We start from the raw sequence: 25009 nt of genomic DNA on the forward strand, positions 1-25009 counted from the left end.
CCTGACCGCCCGCCCGCCCCGTGGCCGAGCGCTCCCTCCGGAGCGGCGCCGCCCACCTGCACCCCCTTGGAGGATCCCCGTGCTCTCCGTGACCGATCTCCGCGCCGTGGACACCGCCACGGCGGACCTGTCCAGCATCATCCCCCGCGCGGACGTGGACGTGGCCTCGATGGTCCCCGCGATCACGCCGATCATCGACGAGGTCCGCGAGCGCGGTGCCGCCGCCCTGCTGGACCTGGCCGAGCGCTTCGACGGCGTCCGCCCGGCGTCCCTGCGCGTGCCCGTCGAGGCGCTCGCGGAGGCGCTCGCGACGCTGGACCCCCGGGTCCGCGCCGCGCTCGAGGAGTCGATCCGCCGCGCCCGTCTCGTCCACGCCGCGCAGGTGCCCGCCGGATCCAGGGTGGAGCTGGGCGAGGGCGCCGTCGTCGAGAACCGCTGGGTGCCCGTGGGCCGCGTGGGCCTCTACGTGCCCGGCGGGCGCGCGGTGTACCCCTCCTCCGTGGTGATGAACGTGGTGCCCGCGCAGGCGGCCGGCGTGGGCGCGCTCGCCGTGACCTCGCCCCCGCAGCGGGAGCACGGCGGCCTGCCCCACCCCACGGTGCTCGCGGCCTGCGCACTGCTGGGGGTGGACGAGGTCTACGCGGCCGGCGGCGCCCAGGCCGTGGCCATGCTCGCGCTCGGCGTCCGGGACGACGACGGCGACGGCTGGCTGTGCGCGCCCGTGGACCTGGTGACCGGGCCGGGCAACGTGTACGTGGCCGCGGCGAAGCGCGCCCTGCAGGGGACCATCGGCGTGGACGCCGAGGCCGGGCCGAGCGAGATCGCGGTGATCGCGGACGGCACGGCGCGGGCGGACTGGGTGGCCGCGGACCTGATCAGCCAGTCCGAGCACGATCCGCTGGCCGCGTCCGTGCTCATCACCGACTCCGAGGAGATCGTCCGGGACGTGCTGGCCGCCGTCGAGGCCCAGGTGCCCGGGTCGTTCCACGAGGAGCAGATCCGCACGGCGCTGACCGGCCCGCAGTCCGGGATCCTGCTGGTGCGGGACATGGAGCAGGCCCTCGAGGTCTCGGACCTCTACGCCACCGAGCACCTCGAGATCCAGACGCGCGACCCCGACGCCGTCGCGGCCCGGGTGCGCAACGCCGGCGCCGTGTTCGTGGGGCCGCACTCCCCCGTGCCGCTGGGCGACTACTCCGCCGGGTCCAACCACGTGCTGCCCACCTCCGGCACCGCGCGGCACTCCTCCGGGCTGAACACCGTGACGTTCCTGCGCTCCCAGCAGGTGATCCGCTACACGGCCGAGGGGCTGGCCGGGGTGGCCGAGGGCATCGAGGCGCTCGCGGCCGACGAGGGCCTGCCCGCGCACGGCGCCGCCATCGCCCTGCGCTCCGAGTGAGCGGGGCCGCGGAATGAGCGGGCCTGCAGGCGGGGGGACCGTCCGGATCGACGCGTGGCTCTGGGCCGTGCGCCTCTACAAGACCCGCTCCGCCGCGACGGCGGCCGTGCGGGCCGGCCACGTCCGCGTGGACGGCGAGCCGGTGAAGGCGGCGGTGTCCGTCGTCGTCGGGAACCGGATCCGGGTGCGGCAGGACGGCCGCGAGCGGATCCTCGAGGTGACCGGCCTGATCTCCAAGCGCGTGGGCGCGCCGGTGGCGGTCAAGCAGTACGTGGACCACTCGCCGCCGCCCGTGCCGCGCGAGCTGCTGTCCGTCCCCTACCGCGAGCGCGGCGCGGGTCGGCCCACCAAGCGGGACCGCCGGCAGCTGGACGCGCTGCGCGGGCGGGACGGGGCCGGGCGGGGCTGACCGCGGGGGCCCGGGCGCTCCCTCAGTCGTCCTTCCCCACGGCCTGGACGTGGGCGGAGGTGACCGGACGGGGTCCCTCCCTCTCGCTCGCGCAGGCCGACACCGTCAGGGCAGCGACGGCGAGGACCGCGTCGAGCGTGTTCGAGCGGGTGCAGGGGAGTGAGAGCGGAGGTGTGGAGATGGTGCGGGGTATGGAACGCTCCTCTGTCGATGCGATCGGGGTCAGTCCTCGCCGACGCGGACGGCCCGGTCGACGGCTGCGTGGACTAGAGGGTCGTGGCTGGCCACGAGTACAGCGGCCCCGGCCGCGGCGTGCTCGCGCAGCAGCGCGATGGCCTCACGGGCCGCAGAGCCGTCGAGGTGGCCGGTGGGCTCGTCGGCCACGATCAGGTGCGGCCGCTTGGAGAGGGCCCTGACCAGCGCCACCCGCTGGGCTTCGCCCCCGGACAGCCGGGAGGCGGGCGCGCCGAGCCGGTGCCCCAGTCCGAGTCGCTCGAGCTGGCCCCGGACCGTCTGCTGTGCCTCGGGCACAGACCCCGCGAGGCGCCCGCCGTGGATCCACACACCCGCGTTGTCGAGCGCGGAGAGCTCGCCGATGAGCTCGCAGGACTGGTCCACGTAGCCCAGGTGCACCCGCCGGTACCGCGCGAGATCCCCGGCCGAGAGGTCCGCGACCTCCCCGGCCAGCGATCCGTCGGGGCTGCGGTAGATGATCCGTCCGGACAGCGGGCGGGACAGCCCGGCCAGGTGGCGGATCAGGGAGGACTTCCCCGTGCCGGAGCGGCCCCAGAGTCCGACGACGTCGCCGGGCGCAAGGGTCAAGTCCAGGGACTCGACGAGCACGCGGGTGCCGCCGTCGGGATGGCGGTAGCCGACCTGGACGCGGTCGAGGGTGAGCACGGGCGCGATCACACTCATGCGGGCTGCCCCTTCCAGGCGCGGGCGAGCTGGGCTCGCCGGGTGAGCAGGGTGATGACGAGGGTGAGGAGCAGGGCGACGCCGGCCGCTCCCGCCACGAGGGGAAGGTCCGGGCGGGGGGTGAGCAGCGCCAGGACGACGCCGGCCACCACCGCGACCGCGATTGCTTCCACGGCCAGGGCGGGCACGTGGCGTCCCAGCAGCCGGGAACGGGTCCAGCCGGCGAGCAGGAGCACGGTGGCCTCCCCCCGGACGTCCGGGCCCTCCACCCGGTGCAGCTGCACCAGGAGGACCATCCCCACGACGGCGGCCAGCGCACCCAGCACCAGGCGGAACGGCAGGTCCTGGGCCACGGCGGCGCTGGCCAGCACGGAGACGCCGGCCTCGCGGCGGGCCTGCAGGACGACGGCCACGAGCAGGCCGGCACCGACTGCCACGGCCGCTCGGTATGCCGCGCCGGTGAGCAGCCGCGGCCACGTGCGCGCGGTCCACCGGGTCAGCAGCGCCGCCGGGGTGCGGGCCGGTCGGGCCGTGCCGACGCTCCCCTCCCGACCTGCCGACGCGGCGGGGCGGGCCGCGAGCACCGCCGCAAGCACCACGGCCCCGGCCAGCCCCGCCGTCGCCCCGAGGCCCACGGCCACCAACGGGGGCGCCACGCCGAGGCGCCTGGACATCGTGCCGACGACGGCGAGGGCGGCTGCCGCACCGACGAGCACCGTCAGTGTGGCGGCGTCCTCGCGGAGGTGGCGGGTCACGGTGGCGCTGCGTGTCCACCCATGGACCGCCAGCACACCCGCCCGGTGGCGCCGTGGCTGCAGCGCGGCGGCCACGCACAGCCCCGCCAGGGCGGTCAGCAGGACGACCACCGTCACCGTCTGCGAGGTCCCCGCGGTCCCGACGGCCGCGGAGACCCGCTGAGACGCGGCGAGCTCCGGGCCGAGCTGGCGCACGGTGCCGAGCGGCCCCGTCCGGGGATCACCCTCCGTGGAGTCGAACCGGTAGGACACCACCTGCATCTCGCGGGGCGCCAGGCTGGAGGCGGCCACGGTGACCGCTGCGAACCCGGCGGCCTCGAGGCGCTGGGCGACGGCGTCGATCGTCGCGAGGTTCTCCGGCGTCAGGTCCTCCCCCACACCGGCCACCCGGACGCGGACGGTGCTGAAGGGCCGTTCCAGTCCGAGTGCCCCCGCGGAGGCGGCGTCGACGTAGGCGGCGGGCATCTGGTTGGCGAGACCGAACCCGGTGGAGGCGGGCCGCAGCCGGACGTCCCGCGGAGTTCCGTCGGGGTCCGCTACCAGGGTGGTGGGCAGCTCGACATCCGTGAGCAGCGGGGCGATCCCCGCGAGTGCGGCGTCCGGCTCCGGCGTAAGGGTGCCCACGCTGACCAGCAGGGGCGCGTCCCCGGTTCCGAACCGTCGGCCATCGTCAGTGGCCGTGTAGTACGCGGACTCCCGGGACGTGGAGGCCGGCAGCGCCCGGGTGACCGCGACGTCGGGCCGGCCGGGGAGCGTGCCGGAGGCGGTCTCCACGGAGGCGGCCTCGGCCAGGGGCTCGTCCGCAGACGCCGGCCGGGTCAGGGTCCGCGTCTCCTGCACCAGGGACAGGCGGGGCGAGTCGTAGCTCAGGACCGGGTCCCGGCCCGTGGTCAACCCCGGCACGGGGACCACGGTGACCCCGAGCCCCAGGCCGCCGAACCGGCCTGAGACGTCGGAGGTGGAGATCTCGTCCTGCGTCGCTGTCCCGCCGGCGGGCAGCGCCCACACGGGCATCCCCACGATGCCGCGGGGCGCGGTGGGGTCCCGCGGATCCACCGGCGCCTGCTTGATGTCGAGCCGGGTGACCGGCTCCCGGTACGGGGCCGCGCGCACCTCGAGGGTCAGGGGCGCAGACCCGACGCTCGTGGCGAGCAGCGGGACGGCGGTGAGTGAGTCCACCGGCCGTCCGGCCGCATCCGCCAGGCTCTGGAGGTAGGCAGGGAGCCGATCCTTCGCCCTGACGAGCGCCTCAGCCTCCTCGGTTGCGGCGCCGGAGAGCCTGTCGACGACAGCCGGGAGGAAGCCGGCGGGCGAGGACTGCGCTAGCACGCGGAACGCGTCGGCGGCGGCGGGGTGCCCGCCGAGGGACAGCAGCTGCGCCTCAGCCGCGGCGTCCACCACGATCATCCGATTGCCCTGCGGGTCGGGGTCCGCCCACGGGGCGGCCCAGTACGTGCCGGCCGGGACCTCACGCTGGGCGGGCGGAGGCGTCTGACCGCGGGGACCGACGGCAAGGGTGGGGAGCTCGACGTCCGTGCAGGGGCCTGGCTCGGGAGGGGCCGGATCGCAGAGGGCGGGATCGTCCAGCAGCGGACGGGCGTCCGCGATCGGCCCGTCGGAGAAGGAGCCGATCAGTGTGGCGTCCATGCCGAGCACGGGGCGCGGGCCGAGTCCGTCGTCCGTGCTCACCCGCGCGTCCAGGTCGAACGCGTGGGGACCCTCCACGCTGCCGTCCGCGGGGTAGCCGATCATGACGGCGTCCTGGTTGGCCACGCTGCGCACGCCGACGTCGCCGAGCGGGGCGGCCACCTCGACACCGGGCACCGCCCGGATGCGGTCGAGATCGGCCGGGCTGAGGCGCTCGGCTGAGCTCGTCCAGGCGGCCGTGTCCAGCGGGGCCATGAGGGCTGCCGCGCTCTGTGCGGCCGCGGGTGCGGACACGATCAGGTCATAGGACCCGCGCCAGCTGCTGTCGACGAGGGCCTTGAGCCGCTGTGTGGCCTGGGCCTGGACACCAAGGCCCAGGACCAGGGCCACAGCGAGCGCCCCGGCCACCAAGCGCAGCAACCGCACGGCGGGGAAGGAGGGCCAGGCTGGTCCTACACGGCGAGAACCCTCACCAGTGCTCGTCTGGACTCGCGAGCTCTGGGGCGGTCGGGACGTCATTCGGAGGGAACCGTCAACGCCACCCGGTAGGGCTCGTCATTGTCCACGGTGACCGTGAAGGTCACTGGCCCGGCCTGTTCTATGGGAGGCGTCGCTGCGGACCACCCGCCGCACAGGGCCTCCGATCCGGCCATCCACGTTTTCTCATCGCCATCGCCACTCGAGACGTGGATGTCCGTCTTGCCAGTCGCATCGGAGGGGCAGAGCAGGACGACCCGAAGGACCGCGCCCTTCTGGGCATCCACCGTGATCTCCTGGGTGCCCCGACCGACCCTCTCCTCCAGGACGGACTCCTGCTCCACATCGATGTAGTCGGAGTCCGGATTCTGACGTGCGTACTCCTCAAGGGTCATGCCCCCCTCCTCGAACAGAGCCGCGGGGAGAGCCTCTGCCGCGTTCGGGGCCTGGGCCCCGGCATCGGACGAGCCGCTCGTGGCGGCTGACTCCGAAGGGGCCGCACTGGCGACAGCCGTGGAAGTGCCCGAGGGGGTCGGAGTGTCGGACTGAGAGGCGGAGCACCCGGAGATCGTCGTGCCGACGAGCACAGCGGCGGCGAGGGCGGCCAAGCGACGTGAAGGAGACAAAGGGAACATGACATGCCTATCCGTAGGGGGGGGAATAGGGGGGGTGCAGCGTCAGGCGCCCTGCGCCCGACGCTGCACCGCTCACCGCATCAGAGCTTGAAGTGCTGGAAGTAGAACTGCTGCCACGGGGTGTAGAACGAGCCGCTGCGCAGCGTGACCACGTCGCAGCTGCGGTTCAGCATCTGACGCTTCCATGTTCCCTGTGCCTGCTTGGCGCCGATGGCGAGCTTTCCACCGTTCGTGTAGGTGCTGGGCACGGTCCAAGCACCGCTGACGGTATTCGTAGACGAGTAGCTGACTCCCACACGGGTCCCGACCTTGGCGGAGACGCCAGCGACAATGGCGCTCACATCGCCAGAGAGTTCTCCTGTGATGTCGCCACTGACACCGAACGTGCGCCCGGTGGCGATAGTGAGCCTGACTCCGGGAGCCCCGGACACTGACGAGTAGGCGGAGTACGACTGCTTGAACTTGTTCGATGTCACGGTGGTGTTCGTCCAGTACTCCTCGGCACAGTACGCGTCCGGGGTAGCAGTCTCCCCTCCCACGGGCGCGGTCGCAGCCCCCGCTACGGGAGCCACCGCTAGCGACGCCGCCATCACCGCACCGGTGGACGCCGCCATGATCCTCTTCTTCATGTCCATCCGCATGATCCGATTCCTTCCAAAGAACCGCCTGCGGGGGCCGCGGGTCGCGGTCTCGAGCTCCCCCCCCCCTCTCGAATGACTGAATCCTGACTGCGGCCAGGAGCATGTGTCAAGCATCACATTTCTATGCTTCGCTCCACCCCAGCTCAGGTCGCGAACAAGCTTCTCTGCGCCGCCCCCTCAGCCTCCCGGCGATCGACGCACCCTCCGTGACCCCGCGCGTCGCCCGCCCCCGGGCCGCTTTGACCATCCCTCGGACCTCTCCGTAGGCTGATCCCCAGAATCACGAGTCCCCGTCATCACGGCCCTGGCCGGCGGGGCGGCAACCCTCTCACGCAGTAGTGGGGTGCTCCAGGTGAGGATTCGGCCCGGCGGAGGACCCCGACGGGCAAGTACTCGCGTCTCCGCGGATCACGCCGATCCGCTCAGGTGAACCGCCCTTCGCGGAGCCGCGTCCGTCACGAAGAGGACCCGCGCCATGACCTTGACCCTGACCGACCACCACGCCCCTTGCCGGCCTGCCGGCGCCCACCCCGCCTGGCAGGCCGACGTCTCCCGCGACCGCCTGCGCCCCGGCCTGGCGGCGTTCCCGACCGGCGTCGTCGCCGTCGCCGGCCTCGTGGACGGGCACCCCGAGGTGATGGTCTCCTCCTCCTTCAGCGTGGGCGTCTCGTGGGAGCCGGCGCTCGTCTCCTTCTCCGCACAGCTGACCTCGCGCACGTGGCCCCGACTGCGCCGGGCCGAGTCGATCGGCGTGTCGCTGCTCGCGGAGGACCAGGCGCACCTGTGCGGGCAGCTGGCCTCCCGCACCGGGGACCGCCTCGCGGGGATCGACGTGCACGTCAGCCCGAACGGCGCGCTCCTGCTCGAGGGGTCCTCCCTGTGGCTCGAGACAAGCCTGCACACCGAGGTGCCCGCCGGGGATCACGTCGTCGCCCTGCTGGAGGTCTCCGGCTTCGCGGACCACACGGACGCCCGCCCGCCCGCGGCGCTGCATCGCAACCTCTTCCACGGGCTCACCGCGCTCTGAGGAGCGCCCCGGAGCCGGGATCCGCACGGACTGGAACGGCCCCAGATTGCGCTCACAGGCGAACATCCGATGAACATCGACCCCGTGGTCGCCAGACGGTCGAATCCGTGGCAGTATGAACCTTGAAGTTGATCCAAGCTGTATCCCGTAACATCACTGCTTGTCAGTCCCGGCCCCGGTCGGAACGATGAGTGTGGGCACGCGGTTCAGTTCTGCCGCTTCACCCGGAGGCCACAGTGGCCACCGGTTCCCACACCGCCCCTCCGGGGGCACATCGAAAGGACACCATCATGGCTGTCGGTACCGTCAAGTGGTTCAACGCTGAAAAGGGCTTCGGCTTCATCGCTCCCGAGGATCAGTCCGCGGACGTCTTCGTGCACTTCTCCGCCATCACCGGCTCGGGCTTCAAGGAGCTCCAGGAGAACGACCGCGTCGAGTTCGAGACCCAGCAGGGCCCCAAGGGCCTGCAGGCCGCGAACGTGACCAAGATCTGATCTTCCTCCTCTGAGGATTCCGTCCCCGGCGCCTGAGGCGCTGATGGACGATCACCGAAGGCCCCGATCCCCACGGATCGGGGCCTTCGTCGTGCGCCGCGGCTCACACGCCGGACCGGCCCCGATCCACACGGCGGCGCAGCAGCCACGTGACCCCGAGTCCCAGCAGGTACGCCCCGCCCACCGCGAGCAGGCCGAGGCGGAAGTCCCCGGTGTGGTCGCGGAGCAGGCCCATCACGAGCGGTCCGCACGCGAAGCCGGCGTACATGCCCATGGCGTTCGTCCCCGAGGCGTCGCCGAGCTGCCCGGCCGGGACGCCGTCCATGATCCCGGCGTTGATCACCACGTTCGCGCCCAGCACGGTGAGGCCGTGCAGCACGGCGGCCGCCCACAGGAGGGCGGGCGCGTGGCTCACGTCGGCGGCCAGGAGGGCGGCCACCACCAGCAGCGAGCCGGCGCAGATCGCCGCGAGCAGGGTGGTGGGCCGATGCCCGGCGGCCATGCGGCGGCCCCACCAGATGCGGGAGAAAACCCCGATCACCCCGGAGACGGCGGCGGCCGCCCCGCCGACGACGAGGGACTGGTCGAGCGTCTCCACCGCGAACAGCGGCAGGTACGCGTTCACGGCCTGCATGCCGAGGCCCGTGAGGAACGCGATCGCCGCGAAGAACCACACGCTCGCCGGCAGCCGCTCACGCCCACCGGGTCGGCCGGTCGTCGGCGCTCCGGCACCCGCGGGACCCTCAGCGGCCCGCGGCGCGCCGTCGTCGTGCCGGATGTGCGCCGCGGCCGCGGAAGAGCCCGCCGGGAGCGGCGGCACCGTGGCCCACGCGACGACGCCCAGCACGCCCGCCACGAGCGCCGCCCCCAGCGCCGCGCCCGTCCAGCCGAGGGCCAGTGCCGCGGCGGGGAAGAACAGGCCGCCGAAGAGCTGCGCGAGCTGCACGCCGGACTGCTTCACCCCGATCCACCCGATGCGCCGCTCAGGCGGGGCGACCTCGCGGATGATGCGGTTCGTCGTCGGGTTCGAGATCGCCTGGGTGACCCCCGCGAGCGCCGCCGCCGCGTAGAGCGCGAAGAGCGTGGTGGAGAACGCGCCCACCACGAGCGCCAGGGCCGCACCGCCGAAGATGATGCCCATCTGTGCGCGCGAGGAGAGGCTGTCCGCGAGGCGTCCCAGCCACACGGACGTGACCGCGGCGGCGCCGAACACCACGGTGAGCACGGTGCCGAGCTGGCCGGAGGTGACGCCCAGGCGCTCGATCACCAGCGCGGAGGAGCTGGCCACCCCGTAGTTGAACAGTGGGCCGGCGGCCATGGCGGCGAGCAGCACCGTCAGCAGCAGGACGTCCCCGGGGCGGCCGGGCTGGCGGGCGGGTACGGAGGGCGGGGTCACGGCCCCAGGGTATGCCCCCTCCTGCGACGAGCCCTGCGCTGCTGCTCCTGTCCGGGGCGGACAGGGGCAGCAGCGCAGGGCTCGTCGAGGGGGACGGCGGGCCGGGTCAGACGACGCGGCCCTCGCCGCGCGGCTCATCCTCGACGCGACCGGTGGTGTCGCCGTCGGAGACCTCTTCGCCGTCCTGGCGCTCGGGGCGTGCCCCGGCCTCGGGCGGCAGCTCGCTCGCGTCGTCCGCATGGCCGCGGCGCGGGGACTGGTCGGACCAGTCGGCGTCGGTCTTGGCGGCCGCCGCCGAGTCCCCGGACGGGCCCGGGACGGGGCTGGCGGAGGCGTCGTCGTCCTTGCCGAGGCCCACGGCCTGGGCCAGGCGGCCCACCGTGCGCCCGTAGAGGGTCTCGCCCTCCTTGAGGGAGGCGACGCTGGGCATGGGGGAGGTGCTCAGCGAGACCCCGTTCGCATCCCGCGGCTCGACGGCGATCCGGTCCTTCGTGGCGAGGGAGGAGCCGGCGCGGGACAGGGCCGAGGGCGCCTGGCCCTGCTCGCCGTCGCGGCCCGGGGCGGCCAGCTCGGAGCGCCACTCGGGGTTGCGGTCCGTGAGGTAGTCGATCCGGGCGTGCTCACCGAAGTGGTCGGCGTCCGCCTCCTCCCAGTCGAGGTCCCAGCCGGCTGGCGGGTCGTTGAGCAGCTCGTCCGTGCGCAGCCAGTGGTAGATGGACGCGTAGGAACGGGTGCTCAGGTGGTCCACGCGGCGGCGCATCATGCGGGTGTTCAGCTGAGACGGGTGGGAGACGCCCATGGACGCCATGATCTGCACCGCCTCGCGGACGGTGAGGCGGTGGTAGTTGAACACGCGGTTCGACTTGTCCTCCACGTCGACGGCGCGGGCCAGGCGCGGGTCCTGCGTGGCGACGCCCACCGGGCACTCGTTCGTGTGGCACTTCTGCGCCTGGATGCAGCCGGTGGCCATCATCATGGCGCGCGCGGACATGGTGAAGTCGGCGCCCTGGATCAGGCGCTTGACGATGTCCGAGCCGGTGGCCACCTTGCCGGCGGCGCCGAGCTTGATCATGTGGCGCAGGCCGGTGCCCACCAGGGCGTTGTGCACGAGCATGAGCCCCTCGGTGAGCGGGGTGCCCACGCGGTCCGAGTACTCCAGCGGGGCGGCGCCGGTTCCTCCCTCGGAGCCGTCCACGATGATGAAGTCCGGAGCGATGCGCTCCTCCCACATGGCCTTGCACATGGCGAGCACGTCCACGCGGGAGCCCACGCAGAACTTGATGCCGATCGGCTTGCCGCCCGAGAGCTCGCGCAGCCGCCCGATGAAGCGGACCATCTCGCGGGGGGTGCGGAACGCGGAGTGCGAGGCCGGGGACAGGCAGTCGCGGTCCATGGGGATCTCGCGGGCCTCGGCGATCTCCTTGGAGATCTTCTCCTTGGGCAGCATGCCGCCCAGACCGGGCTTGGCGCCCTGCGAGAGCTTGACGGTGATGCCCTTGACCTCGGGGAGCACGGCCTTGGCGGCGAAGCGCTCGGCGCTGAACGTGCCGTCCTCGTTGCGGCAGCCGAAGTAGCCGGAGCCGATCTCCCAGAACAGGTCCGCGCCGTTGCCGCGGTGGTACTTGGTGAGGCCGCCCTCGCCGGTCTCGTGGATGAAGCCGCCCATGCCGGCGCCCTTGTTCATGGCCACCACCGCGTTGGCGGAGAGCGAGCCGAAGGACATCGATGAGATGTTCATCAGTGAGATGTCCGCGGGCTGCGTGCAGTCCGGGCCGCCGATGCGCACCGTGGGGGGCTCCTCCGGCGCGTTCACGGGCGCGGAGGAGTGGAGGAGGAACTCGTAGCCGATCTCCGAGGTGTCCCGCTCGGTGCCGAACGCCTTGTGGGCGTCCAGGCCCTTGGCGCGGGCGTACACGAGGGAGCGGGTGTCGCGGTCGAAGGGCTTGCCGTCGAAGTTGCGCTCGATGAAGTACTGCTGGATCTCGGGTCGGATGGACTCGAGCAGGTACCGCATCCGCCCGATGACCGGGTAGTTGCGGAGGATGGCGTGGCGCTTCTGCGTCACGTCGTGGATGGCCAGGATCAGGAGCGCGATCATGATCGCGGCCAACACCCACCAGGCGCCATTGCCGATGACTGCGACCAGGACCAGGACCGCGGCGCCGAGCGAGAGTGCGGCGACGATCAGAAGTCTGTTGTTCACCCGACCAATGGTGCCCCACATCCCACGGTTCCGACACCCGCCCCACCGGGATCCGACGCGGTGTCCCGGTCCCCTGCCGGGCCTCGGCCCCGCCCCTCACCGGGACGGGGCCGACGCCGAGCCGTCAGAGCACCTCGTCCGTGAGGTGGTCGGGGGTGCCGAAGCGGTGCGCGGTGACGGAGACGGCCTGCTCGTGGAGGAAGGGCAGCAGCTCCACCTCGCCCGCCGAGACCACGGGACCGGCGTAGACCGCCACGTCCGGGGAGTCACCGAGTGCCTCGTTCAGCGCGGCGCGGGCGGCGACGGCGCCGTCGCGGTCGCCCGTCCAGTCCGCGATGAGGCGGATGCGGGCGTCCCCGCCGCCCTCCGCGGTGGCCGGCACCTCGGCCATCCGCCGAGCGCGCTCGTGGAACGCGGCGGCGTCCTCCACGACGACGGCCACGGGCGTGACGCCGCCGTCGGCGTGGTCCTTGCGGACCGAGCGGGCGAGCTCCTCCACCTGGCCGCGGACGGCGGCGGTCGAGAGGTCGGCGGCGCTGCCGGGCTCGGTGGAGGGCACGTGATTCAGGCTCACGGTCAGCGGCGCTCCGGCCCGCAGGCCCGCCGACACCACGCGGAGGAGGTGCTCCGCCGGGCCGGACGCCCAGCGCACCAGCACGGGGGTGGGCACATGGCGCAGCACGTTGCGCTCGGCGACGAGGGCGGAGATGTCCCGGTCGGCGCCGAACACGGTGGTCCAGGCCTTCTCGTCCAGCTTCCGCGCGGTCTGCAGCCACGAGGGGTCCACGCCGCCCGCGATGCCCTCGGCGGTCTCCGTCGAGGAGGACTCGGGGCTCGTGAGCCACGTGGGCACGTCCTCCCAGTCCACCAGGCCGTGCAGGTAGTGCGGGCCGCCCGCCTTGGTGGTGGGCCCGACGACGGAGCGCTTCCAGCCGCCGAACGGCTGGCGGCGCACGATGGCGCCGGTGATGCCGCGGTTGACGTAGAGGTTGCCCGCCTGGATGTGCTTGAGCCAGTAGTCGATCTCCTCCGGGTCCAGCGAGTGCAGGCCGGAGGTGAGGCCGAAGTCCACCGCGTTGGCGAGCTCGACGGCCTCCTCGAGGGTGGCGGCCGTCATCACGGAGAGCACGGGGCCGAAGTACTCGGTGAGGTGCGCGTCCGCGCCGGGGCGCACGTTCGCGCGCACGCCGGGGCTGAAGAGCCGGCCCGTGTCGTCGAGGGAGCGCGGCTCGAGCGCCCAGGACTCCCCCTCGCCGAGCTCGGTGAGGCCGCGGCGCAGCTTCTCGCCGGGCTCCTCGATCACGGGGCCCATCTGCGCGCGGGGGTCGTCCGGGTGCGCCACGTGGATGGACGAGGCGGCGTCCAGCAGCTGGCGGCGGAAGCGCTCGGATGAGCCCACGGAGCCCACCAGGATCACGAGCGAGGCGGCGGAGCACTTCTGCCCGGCGTGGCCGAACGCGGAGGTGACCACGTCGCGGGTGGCGAGGTCCAGGTCCGCGGAGGGCGTGACGATCAGCGCGTTCTTGCCGGAGGTCTCGGCCAGCAGGTGCAGGTCCGGGCGCATGCCCTTGAACAGCGTGGCGGTCTCGTAGCCGCCGGTGAGGATGAGGCGCTCGACGGCGGGGTCCGTCACCAGCGCGGTGCCCACCTCCTCCTCGTCCTCGTCGGCCATTGTCACGAGCCGCACCAGGTCGGCCGGGTCGACGCCGGCGAGCGCGCCGTCGCCCTCGAACAGGCCGGAGTCCCGCAGGCCCTGCACGATGAGCTCCCACGCCACGGCGCCCGTGCGCTCGGACTGCGGGGCGGGCTTGAACACCACGGGCGAGCCGGCGCCGAGCGCCGCGAGGACGCCGCCCACGGGGATGGCCACGGGGAAGTTCCACGGCGGGATCACGAGCGTCAGGCGCACGGGCACGGCGCGCGCGCCCTCCACCTCGTCCAGGCCGCGGGACAGGCGTGCGTAGTAGTGGGCGAAGTCCACAGCCTCGGAGACCTCGGGGTCGCCCTGGTCCAGGGTCTTGCCGGTCTCGGACGCGGCCACCTCGAGCAGGCGGGCGCGGCCGGCGTGCAGGGCCCGCCCGACGGCGTCGAGGGCGTCCGCGCGCTGGTGGCCGGTCAGTGCGCCCCAGCGGGCGCCGGGCTCCTCGGTCGCGGCGATCGCGGCACGGGCCTGCTCGGCGCTCGTGGCGGCGTGCTCCTGGGCCGTGTCCGTGCCCAGGGTGGAGCGCGGGATCGCCTCGAGGATCTGCCGGGCCCACGCGCGGTTGCCGGGCAGCGAGGGGTCGGTGTCCGGGGTGTTGGCGAAGCCGTCCACGGGGGCAGGGGTCTCCCCGTCCACGCCGCGCGAGCGGTCCTGGCCGCGGGCCGGGCGGGGCACGGCGGTGTCCAGCCGGCGCAGGGAGGCGAGGAAGCGCTCGCGCTCCCGGTCGAAGAGCGCCGGGTCCGCGTCCAGGTCGAAGACGGCGGACATGAAGTTCTCGTGGGAGGCCCCTTCTTCGAGACGGCGCACCAGGTAGGAGATCGCCACGTCGAACTCGGAGGGCTTCACCACGGGGGTGTAGAGCAGCAGCGAGCCGACGCTCCTCTTCACGGCGGCGGCCTGGCCGGTGGCCATGCCGAGCAGCATCTCGAACTCCACCGCGTCCTTCGGCAGCCCGCGGCGCTCCATGAGGCGGTGGGCCAGCGCGACGTCGAAGAGGTTGTGGCCTGCCACGCCGATGCGCACGTTCGCGAGGTGCTCGGGGGTGAACGCGAAGTTGAGCACGCGCTTGTAGTTGGTGTCCGCCTCCTGCTTGGAGGCGACGGTGGCCAGCGGCCAGCCCATGAGGGAGGCCTGCATCTGCTCCATGGGCAGGTTCGCGCCCTTGACCACGCGCACCTTGATCGGCGCCCCGCCGCTGGCGACGCGACGCGCGGACCACTCCTGCAGGCGGATCATGGCGCCCAGGGCGTCCGGCAGGTAGGCCTGCAGCACGATCCCCGCCTCGTAGTCGCGCAGCTGCGGCTTCTCCAGGAGGCCCATGAACACGTCGAGCGTCAGGTCGAGGTCGTGGTACTCCTCCATGTCCAGGTTGACGAAGGTGCGCTTCTCGCGCGCCAGCTCGTAGAGCGGCGTGAGGCGGGCGGTGATGTCCTCCACGGCCTCGTCGTACGCGTAGGGCGCGTGCGGGGCGGTGGCCGCGGAGACCTTCACGGACACGTAGTCCACGTCGTCGCGGCGGATGAGCTCGGCGATGCCCTCGAGCCGGCGGTCGGCCTCGCCCTTACCGAGGATGGCCTCGCCGAGGAGGTTGATGTTCAGGCGCGTGTCCTCGTCGCGCAGCGTCTCGAGGGCCTTGCCCAGCTGCTTGTCACGGGCGTCCACGATCAGGTGGGAGACCATCTGGCGCAGCACGCGGCGTGCCACCGGCACGGCGATGCGCGGCACCAGCGGGGCGGCGCGGCCGCCGACGTCGAAGACGGCGCGCAGGGCCGGCGGCAGGAAGCCCGGGCGCTGCTGGGCGAGCTCGCGCAGCGCGCGGGCCGCGATGGCGGGGTCCTCGGGGCGGATCACGTGGTCCACGAAGCGCACGATGAAGTCCAGGCCGCCCGGCTCCTTGAGCGCGGCGGCCAGCTGCTGGGCGGCGAAGTCGGCCTCGTGGCCGCGTGCGTCCTCGAGCCAGGCGCGCACCTGCTCGACCGCCTCGTCGGCGAGGCCCTGCAGGTCGGCGGGGTCGGGGATGCCGCCCGTCGCCTCGAGGAGTGCATCGGTCTCGTGCGGGGCGGCGGCGCGGCTCTCTTCCATGCCTCCACCCTGTCTGTCCGGGGGGCTCCGGCGCAAACGCGGGGACGCCGGGTGACCCGGGCCCCGGAGGCGGGCCCGAGGCGGCAGGCGCGGCCGCGGGCTCAGCGGTGGTCCGCGCCGGCCCGCCAGGCGTGGGGCAGGGGGGTGCGCGCGGAGGGCAGCGCGACGTCGGCACGCCAGCCGTGGAGCCACTCGGGAACCGTGGGCTCGGCGCTCAGGTCGTGGCCCGCCTCGGCGAGGGCGGCGCGGACGACGTCGTTGGTCACCGGCGTGCCGTCCTTCGCGCGCAGGCGCGTGCAGATGAAGGCGCGCACCGCCACGTCCCCGTCCACGACGACGCGCTGCTCGAACCACACGGCCCGCTCGTCCAGGCCGATGCACTTCGTCTCGATGCTGAAGGCCTGGCCCAGCGTCACGGAGCGGCGGAAGGCGACCTGCTCGGCCTGGACCACGGGCGTCCATCCCCGGCGCTGGAATGCGCTCATGACGCCGGCGCGGGCCATGAGGTCGAAGCGGCCGAGGTCGAAGAGGCCGAAGTACTGGCCGTTGTTGATGTGCCACGCGATGTCCACGTCCGTGGGCAGGGCGCGCAGGGGCAGCGAGGCCGCGTCCCACACGCCGAGGCGGGGGCGGCGGCGGGCCCGGGCGAGGACCCAGAGGGTGCGCAGGAGCAGGTGCATGGGCACACCCTATGCTCGGTGGGGACCGCACCCCACCCCCAGGAGACGCCCCGGCATGGCCCAGCACCCCGACGCCCTCGATCGGCCGGAGCGCGTCTGGCTCGCCCTGCCGCCCCGCCACCCCTCGGCCGCGCTGCTGGAGGAGACCCGCGACGCGATCGCCGGGCTCGCGGAGACCCTCACCGAGGCGGCCGACGTCGCCGTCCTCGTGGACCCCGAGGACCGTGCGGCGGCCGCGCGCCTGCTCCCCGGCGCGGTCGAGCAGCTCCCGGTCCCCCTCGACACCCCCCTGGTCGGCCGCACCGGCCCCACGTTCCTGCCCGCCGGCGAGGCCGTGCACTGGCGCCTGGACCCGCGCTCCCGGCACCCCGACGTCGGCATGCACCGCGACGCCGCGGTGGGCGGCGCGATCGCCCGCGCCGCCGGGCTCCCCGTGCGCACCCCGCTGCTGGCCGCCTCCCGCGACTCGTGGGTGACGGACGGGGCGGGCACCGCCGTGGTCGACGCCGGCGCCGTGCTGGCCCCGGAGGTCAACCCGGGCTGGAGCGCCGCTCAGGCGGAGGCCGAGCTCGCGGGCCTGCTGGGCGTCACGCGCGTGGTCTGGACCGCCCTGCCCCGGCGTCCGGGGAGCGGGCCTTTCGGCGGACCGGGCCACCTCGGCGGCTGGATGCGCTTCGTCGAGCCGGGGCGGCTGGCGGTGCACTGGCGTGCCGACCGGTTCCACCCCGAGCACGCGGTCGGCGCGGCCGCGCTGCGCGGACTCCAGGGCACGCCGGACGCGGCAGGCCGTGCGCTGCGCGTGCGCACCGTGCCCGGGGGCGCGCTGCCCGAGGCCTACGACCCCGCCGAGCAGGGGGTGCGCTCGCTCGTGGACGCCGTCCCGATGGGCGGGCACGTGCTGCGGCCGGCGTTCGAGGACGCGCCGACGGAGGAGGCGGCCACGGCGCTCACGGCCGAGCTGCACCCGGGACGGCGTCAGCTGCGCTTCCCGGCGCCTCCCCTGCTGCGCCTGGCCGGCTCCCTCACCGACCTGGTGCTGGTGCAGCCCCGTTTGCAAGACCGGCCACGGGATCCGGGGCCGGACTCAGCGGCGGCCCCGCATCCTCCGGCCGCTCCCCCACGCCGCTGACCCCGGCGGGGGGCTGCCCCCGCTTGGCGCGCCGGGCCTCCGCGGGGCTCAGGCCCACGCTCACCCCGCGCGCCTCCTCGCGCGTGTGGCTGCCCTCCTCCGCGGAGGAGCCGCCGCGCAGCCGGGCCAGAAGGGTGGACTGCCTCCGCTCCATGCCCTTCAGGTCCGAGGCGATCAGCGAGTTGATCCACCGTGCGTTCGGATCGGCGTCGATCAGGATGGCCTTGGCCAGCAGGGTGCACGGGAGGGCGAGGATCGCACCGAGCGGGCCGAGGACCCACGCCCAGAACAGCAGGGAGAGGAAGCTGACGGTGGGGATCACGCCGATCGCGTCCCCGGCCACCTTGGGCTGGATGATGGACTGCAGCACGAAGTTGAGCACCGAGTAGCTGATGACGACGCCGAGGAAGGCGGGCCAGCCGCCCTCCGCGAGGCCCAGGATGGCCGGCGGGATCAGGCCGATGATGAAGCCGATGTTGGGCACGTAGTTGGTGAGGAAGCTCAGCACGCCCCACACGAGGGCCATCGGCACGCCGATCACCAGGAGCGCCACGACGTCCAGGACGGCCACGATCAGCCCGAACACGGTGGTCACCACCCAGTACCGGCGCACGCCGCCCGCGAAGTCCATGAGCGCCTGGCCGAACTCCCGGCGGGCCGAGCTCAGCAGCTGGACGCGGCGCTCCACGGCCATGGAGTCCATGGCCAGGAAGAACATCCCCATGACCACGGTGATCAGCAGGCCCACCACCGCGTAGACGTTGGACGCGATGGCGGTCAGCGCGGTGACGGCGGCGCCCGTGACCTGCTTGATGTCCACGGCCTGCAGCTGCGCGTTCACCATGTCCGGGGTGAGCCCCTGGGAGGACAGCCACGCCGAGACGTCCTGCATGATCGCCTGGAACCGCCCCGCGTACTCGGGCAGGGAGCTCACCAGCTCGAGCCCGGACCAGAAGATCAGCCCCACGAACACGGCCAGCACGGTGACCACGAGGAGCACCGTGGCCGTGGCCCCGAGGACGGGGTGCACGCCGCGCTCGATCAGCCAGCGCTGCAGGGGGTAGGCCACGATCACGAGGTTCAGCCCGAGGAAGACGGGCGCGATGATGGAGGCGATGCCCTGCAGGAACTGCACGAGCACCACGAGGCCCGCGAGCGTCAGCACGATCACGAGCATGCGCGGCCACATCCGGTGCGGCCGGCGGATGTCCCAGTCGGAGGCCGGCGTCGCCGGGGCGACCTGGGGGGCGGGGGCGGGTCCGGCCGGCGCGGCCTCGTCGGGGGTGCTCACGCGTGCAGTCTAAGGTCGGCGCGGACGCGATAGGCTGGCTCCAGTCCACATCGACAGGGGAGCGCCGCAGCGGCGCTGAGAGTGCGGTCCGCCGCAGACCCTCGAACCTGCTCCGGCTCGCACCGGCGAAGGAAGTCGAGACCCTTTCCCGGGGCGTCCGCATGCCGCGGGCCCGCCCCCGGCCCCTCCCGCCGCGCAGGAGGAGACCCGCATGACCCGCACCGCCACCGAACACGCCCGCCGCCCGCGCACCGCCGCGCTGGCGGCCCTCTCCGTCGCCGCCCTCGCCCTCACGGGCTGCTCGCTCTCCGGCCAGGGGGGCTCCGGCTCCTCCTCCGCGGCGGGCTCCGCGGACGCCGCGGCCGCGGCCACCACGTCCGGCTCCGACTCCGCGGGCGGTGGCAAGACCGTCACGATCATGACCCATGACTCCTTCGCGCTGCCCGAGGAGCTCATCGCCCGGTTCGAGCAGGAGTCGGGCCACCAGCTCTCCACCACCGCCCCGGGCGACGCCGGCTCCGTGGTCAACCAGCTGCTGCTCGCCAAGGACCACCCCACGGTGGACGGCGTGTACGGCATCGAGGACCACTCCACGCACCGGCTCATCGACGAGGGCGTGGTGGCCGAGTACACCCCCGCGAACCTGCCCGAGTCCGCGAAGGACCGCGTGGTCGAGGGCCGGATGATCCCCGTGGACCAGGGCCAGGTGTGCCTCAACGTGGACACCCCGTGGTTCGAGGCGGAGGGGGTGGAGGTCCCCGACTCCCTCGAGGACGTCACCGACCCCCAGTACGCGACGCTGACGGTGCTCACCAGCCCCGTGACCTCCTCCCCCGGCCTCGCCCTCCTGGCCGCCACCAAGGAGGAGTTCGGCGACGACTGGAGGGGCTGGTGGGAGAAGGCCCTCGACGGCGGCGCCAAGGTGGACGCCTCGTGGTCGGACGCGTACTACACCGACTTCTCCGGCGGCGAGGGCAAGGGCGAGTACCCGATCGTGCTCTCCTACTCCTCCTCCCCCGCGTTCGCCCCGGCCACGGACGTCCTGGAGGCCTCCTGCACCCCGCAGACGGAGTACGCCGGCGTCGTCGAGGGCGCGAAGAACCCCGAGGGCGCGCAGGCGTTCATCGACTTCCTCCTCTCCGAGGACGTGCAGAAGGCGCTGCCGGAGTCCATGTACATGTACCCGATCGACGAGTCCGTGGAGCTGCCCGCCGAGTGGGCCGAGAACGCCCCCCTCGCCGAGGACCCCATCTCCCCGGATCCGAAGGCCGTGGACGCCGAGCGCGAGGAGCTGCTCAAGGAGTGGACCGCGCTGCACGAGGAGCACGCCGGGAAGTGACCTCTCAGGTCCCCGGCCCGCCCGCGCTCGCCGAGCCCGTCCTCGCGCCCCCGGGTCGCCCCGCGGGCGGACGGCCACGGCGCCGCACGCGGGCCGGCGGGGACGGGATCGGCGCGTGGTGGCTGCTCGCCGCCGTCGTGCCGCTCGCGTTCCTGGCGGTGTTCTTCGCGTGGCCCGTGGCGGCCATGCTGTGGCGCGGCGTGTCCGCGGACGGCGCACTGGACCTCACCGCGTTCGGCGAGGTCCTCGCCCGCGAGCGCACATGGCGGATCCTCGGGCAGACCCTGGGGATGGCGGCGGCCGGCACGGTGGCCGCCCTCCTGCTCGGGCTGCCGGCCGCACTCGTGCTGCACCGCCGGGCGTTCCCGGGCCGCGCGCTGCTGCGCGCGGTGGTGACGGTCCCGTTCGTGCTGCCCACCGTCGTCGTGGGCGTGGCGTTCCGCGCCGTGCTGGCCCCCGGCGGGCCGCTGGGGTGGACGGGCCTGGACCAGTCCACCGCCGCCGTCGTGCTGGCCCTCGTGTTCTTCAACGTCTCCGTGGTGGTCCGCCAGGTGGGCGCGCTGTGGGCGTCGCTGGACCCGCGGCAGGAGGAGGCCGCGCGCACCCTCGGGGCCTCGCCCTGGCGCGCGTTCCGCACCGTGACCCTCCCGCAGCTGGCGCCCGCCGTGGCCAGCTCGGCCGCACTCGTGTTCCTCTTCTGCTCCTCGGCGTTCGGGATCGTCCAGACCCTGGGCCGGCCGGGCTACGGCACCCTCGAGTCCGAGATCTGGGTGCAGACCTCGGTGTACCTGGACCTGCGGGTGGCCGCGGTGTTCTCCACGCTGCAGTTCCTGGTGGTCATGGCCGCCGTCGGGATCTCCGGGGCCACCGCGGCGCGGAGCGTGCGCGCCCTGCGCCTGCGGGACGCCCCGCTGCGCCGCCTCACCCGCGCGGACGCGCTGCCCGTGGCCGCCACGCTGGCCACCGCGGCGCTCGTGCTGCTGCCGCTGGGCACCCTCGTGCTCCGCTCCTTCCACTCGAGCCAGGGGTGGGGGCTGCGCAACTACACCCTGCTGGCCACGAGCTCGGGGGCCGGCTTCGCCGGCGGCACCACGCCCCTGGAGGCGCTGGACCACTCGTGGCGCACCGCCGTGGACGCCACGCTCCTCACCCTGCTCGCCGGCGTGCCGCTCGCGCTCCTGCTCACGCGGCCCGTGCGCTCGGCGCTCGCCCGGCGGGCCCAGCGCTGGCTCGACGGCGCCGTCCTGCTGCCCCTCGGCGTCTCCGCCGTGACGGTGGGCTTCGGGTTCGTCGTCTCCCTGCGGGCGCAGGCCCCGGACCTGGCCGCCTCGGGACTGCTCGTGCCGCTCGCGCAGGCGGTGGTGGCGCTGCCCCTCGTGGTGCGCTCGCTCGTGCCCGTGCTGGCCTCCGTCGACCCGCGGCTGCGGGAGGCCGCCCGCACACTCGGGGCGGGGCCGCTGCGCGTGCTGGCCACGGTGGACGGGCCGTTCCTGGCGCGTGGGCTGGGGCTGGCGGCGGGGTTCGCGTTCGCGGTGTCCCTCGGTGAGTTCGGGGCCACGAGCTTCCTCGCCAGCCCGGACCGACCCACGCTGCCCGTGCTGATCGTGCGGCTGCTCGGCCGGCCGGGCGCGGACAACTACGGGATGGCGCTCGCCGCGGCCACGGTACTGGCCGTGCTGAGCGCCGCGATCATGCTGGTGTGCGAGAGGCTGCGTCCCCGGGGCGCGGCGGGAGCGGGAGGCGCGTGGTGAGCACGGCGGAGGGGCGCACGCCCCACCCAGGGAAAGCCAGCGGTGCGGCGGTCTGCCACGACGGCGGCGGCACGCCAGGCGCGCCCGCCGGGGCGGGGGTGCGCGTGAGCGGCCTGAGCGTGGCCTACCCCGACGGTGCGGTGCCGGTGCGCGGCGTGGACCTCACGCTCGCGCCCGGCGAGATCGTGGCCCTCGTGGGCGCCTCCGGCTCGGGCAAGTCCACGGTGCTGCGCGGCATCGCGGGCCTGGAGGACGTGGTGGCCGGGTCCGTGGAGATCGGGGGGCAGGACGTGACCTCCGTGCCCACCCACCGGCGCGGCGTGGGCATGGTGTTCCAGGACGGACAGCTCTTCCCCCACCGCACCGTGGCCCGCAACGTGGGCTACGGGCTCGAGGCCGCCGGGTGGGACCGGGCGCACCGGCGCACCCGGGTGGCGGAGCTGCTGGCACTCGTCGGGCTCGCGGAACTGGCGGACCGGCCGGTGCAGAGCCTCTCCGGCGGCCAGGCGCAGCGCGTGGCCCTGGCCCGCTCGCTGGCCCCCTCCCCCCGCGTCCTCCTGCTGGACGAGCCGCTCTCCGCCCTGGACGCGGACCTGCGCGAACGCCTCGCCGTGCAGATCCGCGAGGTGCTGCGGGCGGCCGGGGTGACCGCCGTCGTGGTGACCCACGACCTCTCGGAGGCCGCCGTCATGGCCGACCGCACCGTGCGCCTGGGGGTGTCCGGGACCCACGACGACGGGCGCCCCGGCACGGGTCCGGGGTAGCCTCGGGCGCATGACCCCGCCCCCTGCCGCCGCCTCCGCCCGGGGCCGGCTGACCGCCGAGGACGTGGTGGACGCCGCCGTCGGCATCCTGCAGGACTTCGGCATGGGCGACCTCTCCATGCGCCGTGTGGCCGCCGTGCTCGGCGTGCAGGCCTCCGCCCTGTACTGGCACGTGCCGGACAAGCAGACCCTGCTCGCCCGGGTCGCGGACCGGATCGTCGCCGAGATCGGTGACACGGTGCGCGCCCGGCGGATCGGCGACGTCGCCGGGCGGGCCGCCGTGGCGGAGCAGGTGCTGCTGCGCCACCGGGACGGCACGGACGTGGTGCTCTCAGCGCTCGCGCTCGGCCTCGGCGGCGGGGCGCTGCACACGCTCCTGACCGAGGCGGCCGACTCCCCGGAGGAGGGCGAGCGGGCCCTCGCGCTGCTGCTCGGCACGGTCTCGCTGCGCCAGCAGCGCTCCCAGGCGCAGGCCCTCGGCGTGGTCACGGGACCGGACTTCCAGGGGCATCGCCGCAACGTCCTCTGAGGCCCGGAGGGGTGCCGTGCAGGGAAGGTCGACCCCCGGCATTCGGCGGGCTCTGCGACGTCGATCAGGGGGCTCCGGATCTCCACGGGGCGCGGAATCCCTCCGCCCTGACGGAACGCAACGTTCCGCAGACCTCCCCAGCACCGGATCTGCTCCCTACAGTGGAGGGTGACAGATGACGAGCTACGCCCTCGGCGTCGGCTCACAGCTCCACCCGACGCGCTCGCCGAGTCCGGCACGAATTCTCGGTGAGACCCCTTCGACCCGCCGGATTGCCACTCATGGGAGCCAGGAAGAACCACCCGCGCGAGGCCATGCACCGCCCCGTGCACATCGACGCAGACGCCGCGAGCCCCGCGGCGCTGCTCGATGTGTCCTGGGCGTTCCACGGCCCCGCGGCCCACCGCGCCGGCACGCCGGTCCGGGACGGGGCCTTCCTGCGGGTGGGCCCGGTCGGCTCGGGCAGTTCGACCGCGAGGAGGTCGGACCACGCCGGACCGGTCAAGCCGAACACCTCCGCGCATGCCCGCTCCTCCGCGCCGCGGGGCCGACTGCGCCCCCTCCACCTCGTCCCGGCCAGCCGCCCCCGCCCCCCGCGGCCGGCACCGCCCCGCGTCCGCGTCCGTCAGGACGGGGTGCGCGTCGTGGCCCATCCGCTGGCCATGCTCCCCGGCGTCACCCACGGGCCCTCCCTGCGCCTGGACCTGCATCCCGTGCCGGACGGGATCGTGTACGTCATCCGCACCCTGGAGCTGCGCGAGCTCGGCGACGACGACAAGGGGCCCGTGCAGACCGGAGTGATCACCGCGCCACGGCTCAACCGCTTCTGGGACACCGTGCTGCACGACCTCCCCGCGGGCCGCCCGGTGATCGTGCGCCTCCGCTCGGATCGGGAGGCCGACCTCCTGACGCTGCTGCGCATGCTCGCCCCCACGGACGTGCCGGTCGTCTCCTACCGCCTGGACGAATCCCCCGTGGGCTCGCAGCGCTCCAGCTACCTGCTGCCGGACGTGGACGCGGACCGCGTGATGCAGCTCGGGGCGGAGCGGATCGCCTTCGAGGACCTGCGCGCCCAGGAGGCCGAGGATTCCGCGGGGCGCCGCTCGGGGCAGGTGTTCCTCTCCCGGCGCCGCGCGGACCGCTTCATCCGGCGCACCCTGCCGCGCCTGCACCACAGCCTCGCGTTCACGGATCCCGCCGACCTCACGGACGTGTACGTGGACGGGTCCCTGCTGCGCGGCACCCGCACGGGAGGGGCGGCCGCCGTCGCCCGCGACCGGATGTGGGCCGCCCATCCGCTGCAGGGGGCCACCCTGCCGCTCGAGGTGGAGCTCGAGGGCCTCGTGCTGGGACACCTGATGGCGGCCTGGGGCGCCCCTCCGGGGGGCGAGGTGACCATCCACTCGGACTCCCGGGCGGCCCTGGCGCTGCTGCGCGAGGCCCACCGCGAGCGCCTGACCCTGGGCGGCGCGCGCGGCGAGCGCATCCGCCGCTCCCTGCGCCGGCTCCTGGCGGCCGTGGACCTCAGCCAGGCCGCCGGCGTCCACGTGAACACCACGTGGGTGAAGGGCCACGCCGGCCTCGAGGGCAACGAGTTCGCCGACGCCCTGGCCCGCTCGGCCGCGCGCAACACGGCCGCCGGCGTCTCCGAGGGGGACCTGCACCGCCGCCTGGAGCACATCGTGCGGCTGCGCTACGCGATGTACGCGGAGACCTGGAACAGCGACTGCGCCTGAGCGCG

At 74.1% G+C, this 25009-nt stretch carries 19 protein-coding genes and 2 riboswitches; of the genes, 10 read left to right on the forward strand and 9 right to left on the reverse strand.

Features of this window, described 5'->3' with window-relative positions; translation table 11 throughout:
- Positions 1-79: 79 nt before the first annotated feature.
- Both hisD and LG274_RS06265 read left to right on the forward strand, forming a co-directional pair.
- Positions 80-1399 (forward strand): histidinol dehydrogenase, encoded by a 1320-nt coding sequence (gene hisD / locus LG274_RS06260; protein ID WP_298985106.1) that lies wholly within the window; start codon positions 80-82, stop codon positions 1397-1399.
- A gap of 13 nt (positions 1400-1412) precedes the next feature.
- A complete protein-coding gene (locus tag LG274_RS06265; protein WP_298712406.1) occupies positions 1413-1808 on the forward strand; it encodes an RNA-binding S4 domain-containing protein in 396 nt (131 codons plus the stop codon).
- Between the two features lie 222 nt (positions 1809-2030).
- Here LG274_RS06265 and LG274_RS06270 read toward each other — a convergent pair whose 3' ends face one another.
- The 4 genes from LG274_RS06270 to LG274_RS06285 form a co-directional block, all read right to left on the reverse strand.
- Positions 2031-2726 (reverse strand): ABC transporter ATP-binding protein, encoded by a 696-nt coding sequence (locus LG274_RS06270; protein ID WP_248116237.1) that lies wholly within the window; start codon positions 2724-2726, stop codon positions 2031-2033.
- Positions 2723-5554, reverse strand: coding sequence for a hypothetical protein (locus LG274_RS06275; protein ID WP_404463437.1), 2832 nt, complete (start codon positions 5552-5554; stop codon positions 2723-2725). The genes LG274_RS06270 and LG274_RS06275 overlap by 4 nt, the downstream gene beginning before the upstream one ends.
- Positions 5555-5643: 89 nt before the next feature.
- Positions 5644-6000 carry a hypothetical protein gene (locus tag LG274_RS06280; protein ID WP_229667278.1) on the reverse strand — a complete coding sequence of 119 codons (357 nt, stop codon included), beginning with the start codon at positions 5998-6000 and terminating at the stop codon, positions 5644-5646.
- A gap of 320 nt (positions 6001-6320) precedes the next feature.
- Positions 6321-6875, reverse strand: a complete 555-nt coding sequence (locus LG274_RS06285) for a hypothetical protein (protein ID WP_404463439.1) — start codon at positions 6873-6875, stop codon at positions 6321-6323.
- A 284-nt stretch (positions 6876-7159) separates the two neighbouring features.
- Positions 7160-7279, forward strand: a riboswitch (SAM riboswitch).
- Positions 7280-7356: 77 nt separating this feature from the next.
- Between LG274_RS06285 and LG274_RS06290 the strand changes: the two genes are divergently transcribed.
- Both LG274_RS06290 and LG274_RS06295 read left to right on the forward strand, forming a co-directional pair.
- Positions 7357-7908 (forward strand): flavin reductase family protein, encoded by a 552-nt coding sequence (locus tag LG274_RS06290; RefSeq protein WP_248116231.1) that lies wholly within the window; start codon positions 7357-7359, stop codon positions 7906-7908.
- Positions 7909-8198: 290 nt separating this feature from the next.
- Positions 8199-8402: a cold-shock protein gene (locus tag LG274_RS06295; protein WP_248116229.1), complete on the forward strand. Its 204-nt coding sequence runs from the start codon at positions 8199-8201 to the stop codon at positions 8400-8402.
- 103 nt (positions 8403-8505) lie between these two features.
- On the opposite strand, the gene LG274_RS06300 is transcribed toward LG274_RS06295, so the two are convergent.
- The 4 genes from LG274_RS06300 to LG274_RS06315 form a co-directional block, all read right to left on the reverse strand.
- Positions 8506-9798: an MFS transporter gene (locus LG274_RS06300; RefSeq protein ID WP_404463441.1), complete on the reverse strand. Its 1293-nt coding sequence runs from the start codon at positions 9796-9798 to the stop codon at positions 8506-8508.
- 106 nt (positions 9799-9904) lie between these two features.
- Positions 9905-12022 carry an FMN-binding glutamate synthase family protein gene (locus tag LG274_RS06305; RefSeq protein WP_404463443.1) on the reverse strand — a complete coding sequence of 706 codons (2118 nt, stop codon included), beginning with the start codon at positions 12020-12022 and terminating at the stop codon, positions 9905-9907.
- Positions 12023-12125: 103 nt separating this feature from the next.
- Complete coding sequence (locus LG274_RS06310; RefSeq protein WP_404463445.1) at positions 12126-15785, reverse strand: bifunctional proline dehydrogenase/L-glutamate gamma-semialdehyde dehydrogenase; 3660 nt, start codon at positions 15783-15785, stop codon at positions 12126-12128.
- A gap of 101 nt (positions 15786-15886) precedes the next feature.
- A complete protein-coding gene (locus LG274_RS06315; RefSeq protein ID WP_248116221.1) occupies positions 15887-16465 on the reverse strand; it encodes an acyl-CoA thioesterase in 579 nt (192 codons plus the stop codon).
- A 55-nt stretch (positions 16466-16520) separates the two neighbouring features.
- On the opposite strand from LG274_RS06315, the gene LG274_RS06320 reads away from it, so the two are divergent.
- On the forward strand, positions 16521-17594 hold the full coding sequence (locus LG274_RS06320; RefSeq protein WP_404463447.1) for an agmatine deiminase family protein: 1074 nt from the start codon (positions 16521-16523) through the stop codon (positions 17592-17594).
- Here the strand turns inward: LG274_RS06320 and LG274_RS06325 are convergent.
- Complete coding sequence (locus LG274_RS06325; protein ID WP_404463449.1) at positions 17488-18885, reverse strand: AI-2E family transporter; 1398 nt, start codon at positions 18883-18885, stop codon at positions 17488-17490. The two genes, LG274_RS06320 and LG274_RS06325, sit on opposite strands and share 107 nt — an antisense overlap.
- A gap of 45 nt (positions 18886-18930) precedes the next feature.
- A riboswitch (TPP riboswitch) is annotated at positions 18931-19036 on the forward strand.
- Between the two features lie 60 nt (positions 19037-19096).
- On the opposite strand from LG274_RS06325, the gene LG274_RS06330 reads away from it, so the two are divergent.
- The 5 genes from LG274_RS06330 to LG274_RS06350 all read left to right on the forward strand — a co-directional run bounded on the left by LG274_RS06330 (position 19097) and on the right by LG274_RS06350 (position 25004).
- Positions 19097-20224, forward strand: coding sequence for a thiamine ABC transporter substrate binding subunit (locus LG274_RS06330; RefSeq protein WP_404463451.1), 1128 nt, complete (start codon positions 19097-19099; stop codon positions 20222-20224).
- Positions 20221-21975 carry an ABC transporter permease gene (locus LG274_RS06335; protein ID WP_404463453.1) on the forward strand — a complete coding sequence of 585 codons (1755 nt, stop codon included), beginning with the start codon at positions 20221-20223 and terminating at the stop codon, positions 21973-21975. The genes LG274_RS06330 and LG274_RS06335 overlap by 4 nt, the downstream gene beginning before the upstream one ends.
- Before the next feature lie 104 nt (positions 21976-22079).
- Complete coding sequence (locus LG274_RS06340) at positions 22080-22739, forward strand: ABC transporter ATP-binding protein (protein WP_298985128.1); 660 nt, start codon at positions 22080-22082, stop codon at positions 22737-22739.
- Positions 22740-22749: 10 nt separating this feature from the next.
- The gene (locus LG274_RS06345) at positions 22750-23268 is read left to right on the forward strand and encodes a TetR family transcriptional regulator (protein ID WP_298985130.1); all 519 of its coding nucleotides are present in this window, start codon (positions 22750-22752) and stop codon (positions 23266-23268) included.
- Positions 23269-23549: 281 nt separating this feature from the next.
- Entirely contained in the window at positions 23550-25004 is a 1455-nt protein-coding gene (locus LG274_RS06350; RefSeq protein WP_298985132.1) for a ribonuclease H family protein, read from the forward strand.
- The last annotated feature ends 5 nt before the right edge of the window (positions 25005-25009 follow it).

Origin of the sequence: Micrococcus antarcticus, assembly GCF_044872765.1 — a bacterium.
Taxonomy (GTDB): Bacteria; Actinomycetota; Actinomycetes; order Actinomycetales; family Micrococcaceae; genus Micrococcus.

What these genes read in the sequence shown, in the direction of transcription:
- LG274_RS06265 (WP_298712406.1), top strand. Translation starts at nt 1,413, where the DNA reads ATGAGCGGGCCTGCAGGCGGGGGGACCGTCCGGATCGACGCGTGGCTC.
- LG274_RS06270 (WP_248116237.1), bottom strand. Translation starts at nt 2,726, where the DNA reads ATGAGTGTGATCGCGCCCGTGCTCACCCTCGACCGCGTCCAGGTCGGC.
- LG274_RS06280 (WP_229667278.1), bottom strand. Translation starts at nt 6,000, where the DNA reads ATGACCCTTGAGGAGTACGCACGTCAGAATCCGGACTCCGACTACATC.
- LG274_RS06285 (WP_404463439.1), bottom strand. Translation starts at nt 6,875, where the DNA reads ATGGACATGAAGAAGAGGATCATGGCGGCGTCCACCGGTGCGGTGATG.
- LG274_RS06290 (WP_248116231.1), top strand. Translation starts at nt 7,357, where the DNA reads ATGACCTTGACCCTGACCGACCACCACGCCCCTTGCCGGCCTGCCGGC.
- LG274_RS06295 (WP_248116229.1), top strand. Translation starts at nt 8,199, where the DNA reads ATGGCTGTCGGTACCGTCAAGTGGTTCAACGCTGAAAAGGGCTTCGGC.
- LG274_RS06305 (WP_404463443.1), bottom strand. Translation starts at nt 12,022, where the DNA reads ATGTGGGGCACCATTGGTCGGGTGAACAACAGACTTCTGATCGTCGCC.
- LG274_RS06310 (WP_404463445.1), bottom strand. Translation starts at nt 15,785, where the DNA reads ATGGAAGAGAGCCGCGCCGCCGCCCCGCACGAGACCGATGCACTCCTC.
- LG274_RS06315 (WP_248116221.1), bottom strand. Translation starts at nt 16,465, where the DNA reads ATGCACCTGCTCCTGCGCACCCTCTGGGTCCTCGCCCGGGCCCGCCGC.
- LG274_RS06320 (WP_404463447.1), top strand. Translation starts at nt 16,521, where the DNA reads ATGGCCCAGCACCCCGACGCCCTCGATCGGCCGGAGCGCGTCTGGCTC.
- LG274_RS06330 (WP_404463451.1), top strand. Translation starts at nt 19,097, where the DNA reads ATGACCCGCACCGCCACCGAACACGCCCGCCGCCCGCGCACCGCCGCG.
- LG274_RS06345 (WP_298985130.1), top strand. Translation starts at nt 22,750, where the DNA reads ATGACCCCGCCCCCTGCCGCCGCCTCCGCCCGGGGCCGGCTGACCGCC.
- LG274_RS06350 (WP_298985132.1), top strand. Translation starts at nt 23,550, where the DNA reads ATGGGAGCCAGGAAGAACCACCCGCGCGAGGCCATGCACCGCCCCGTG.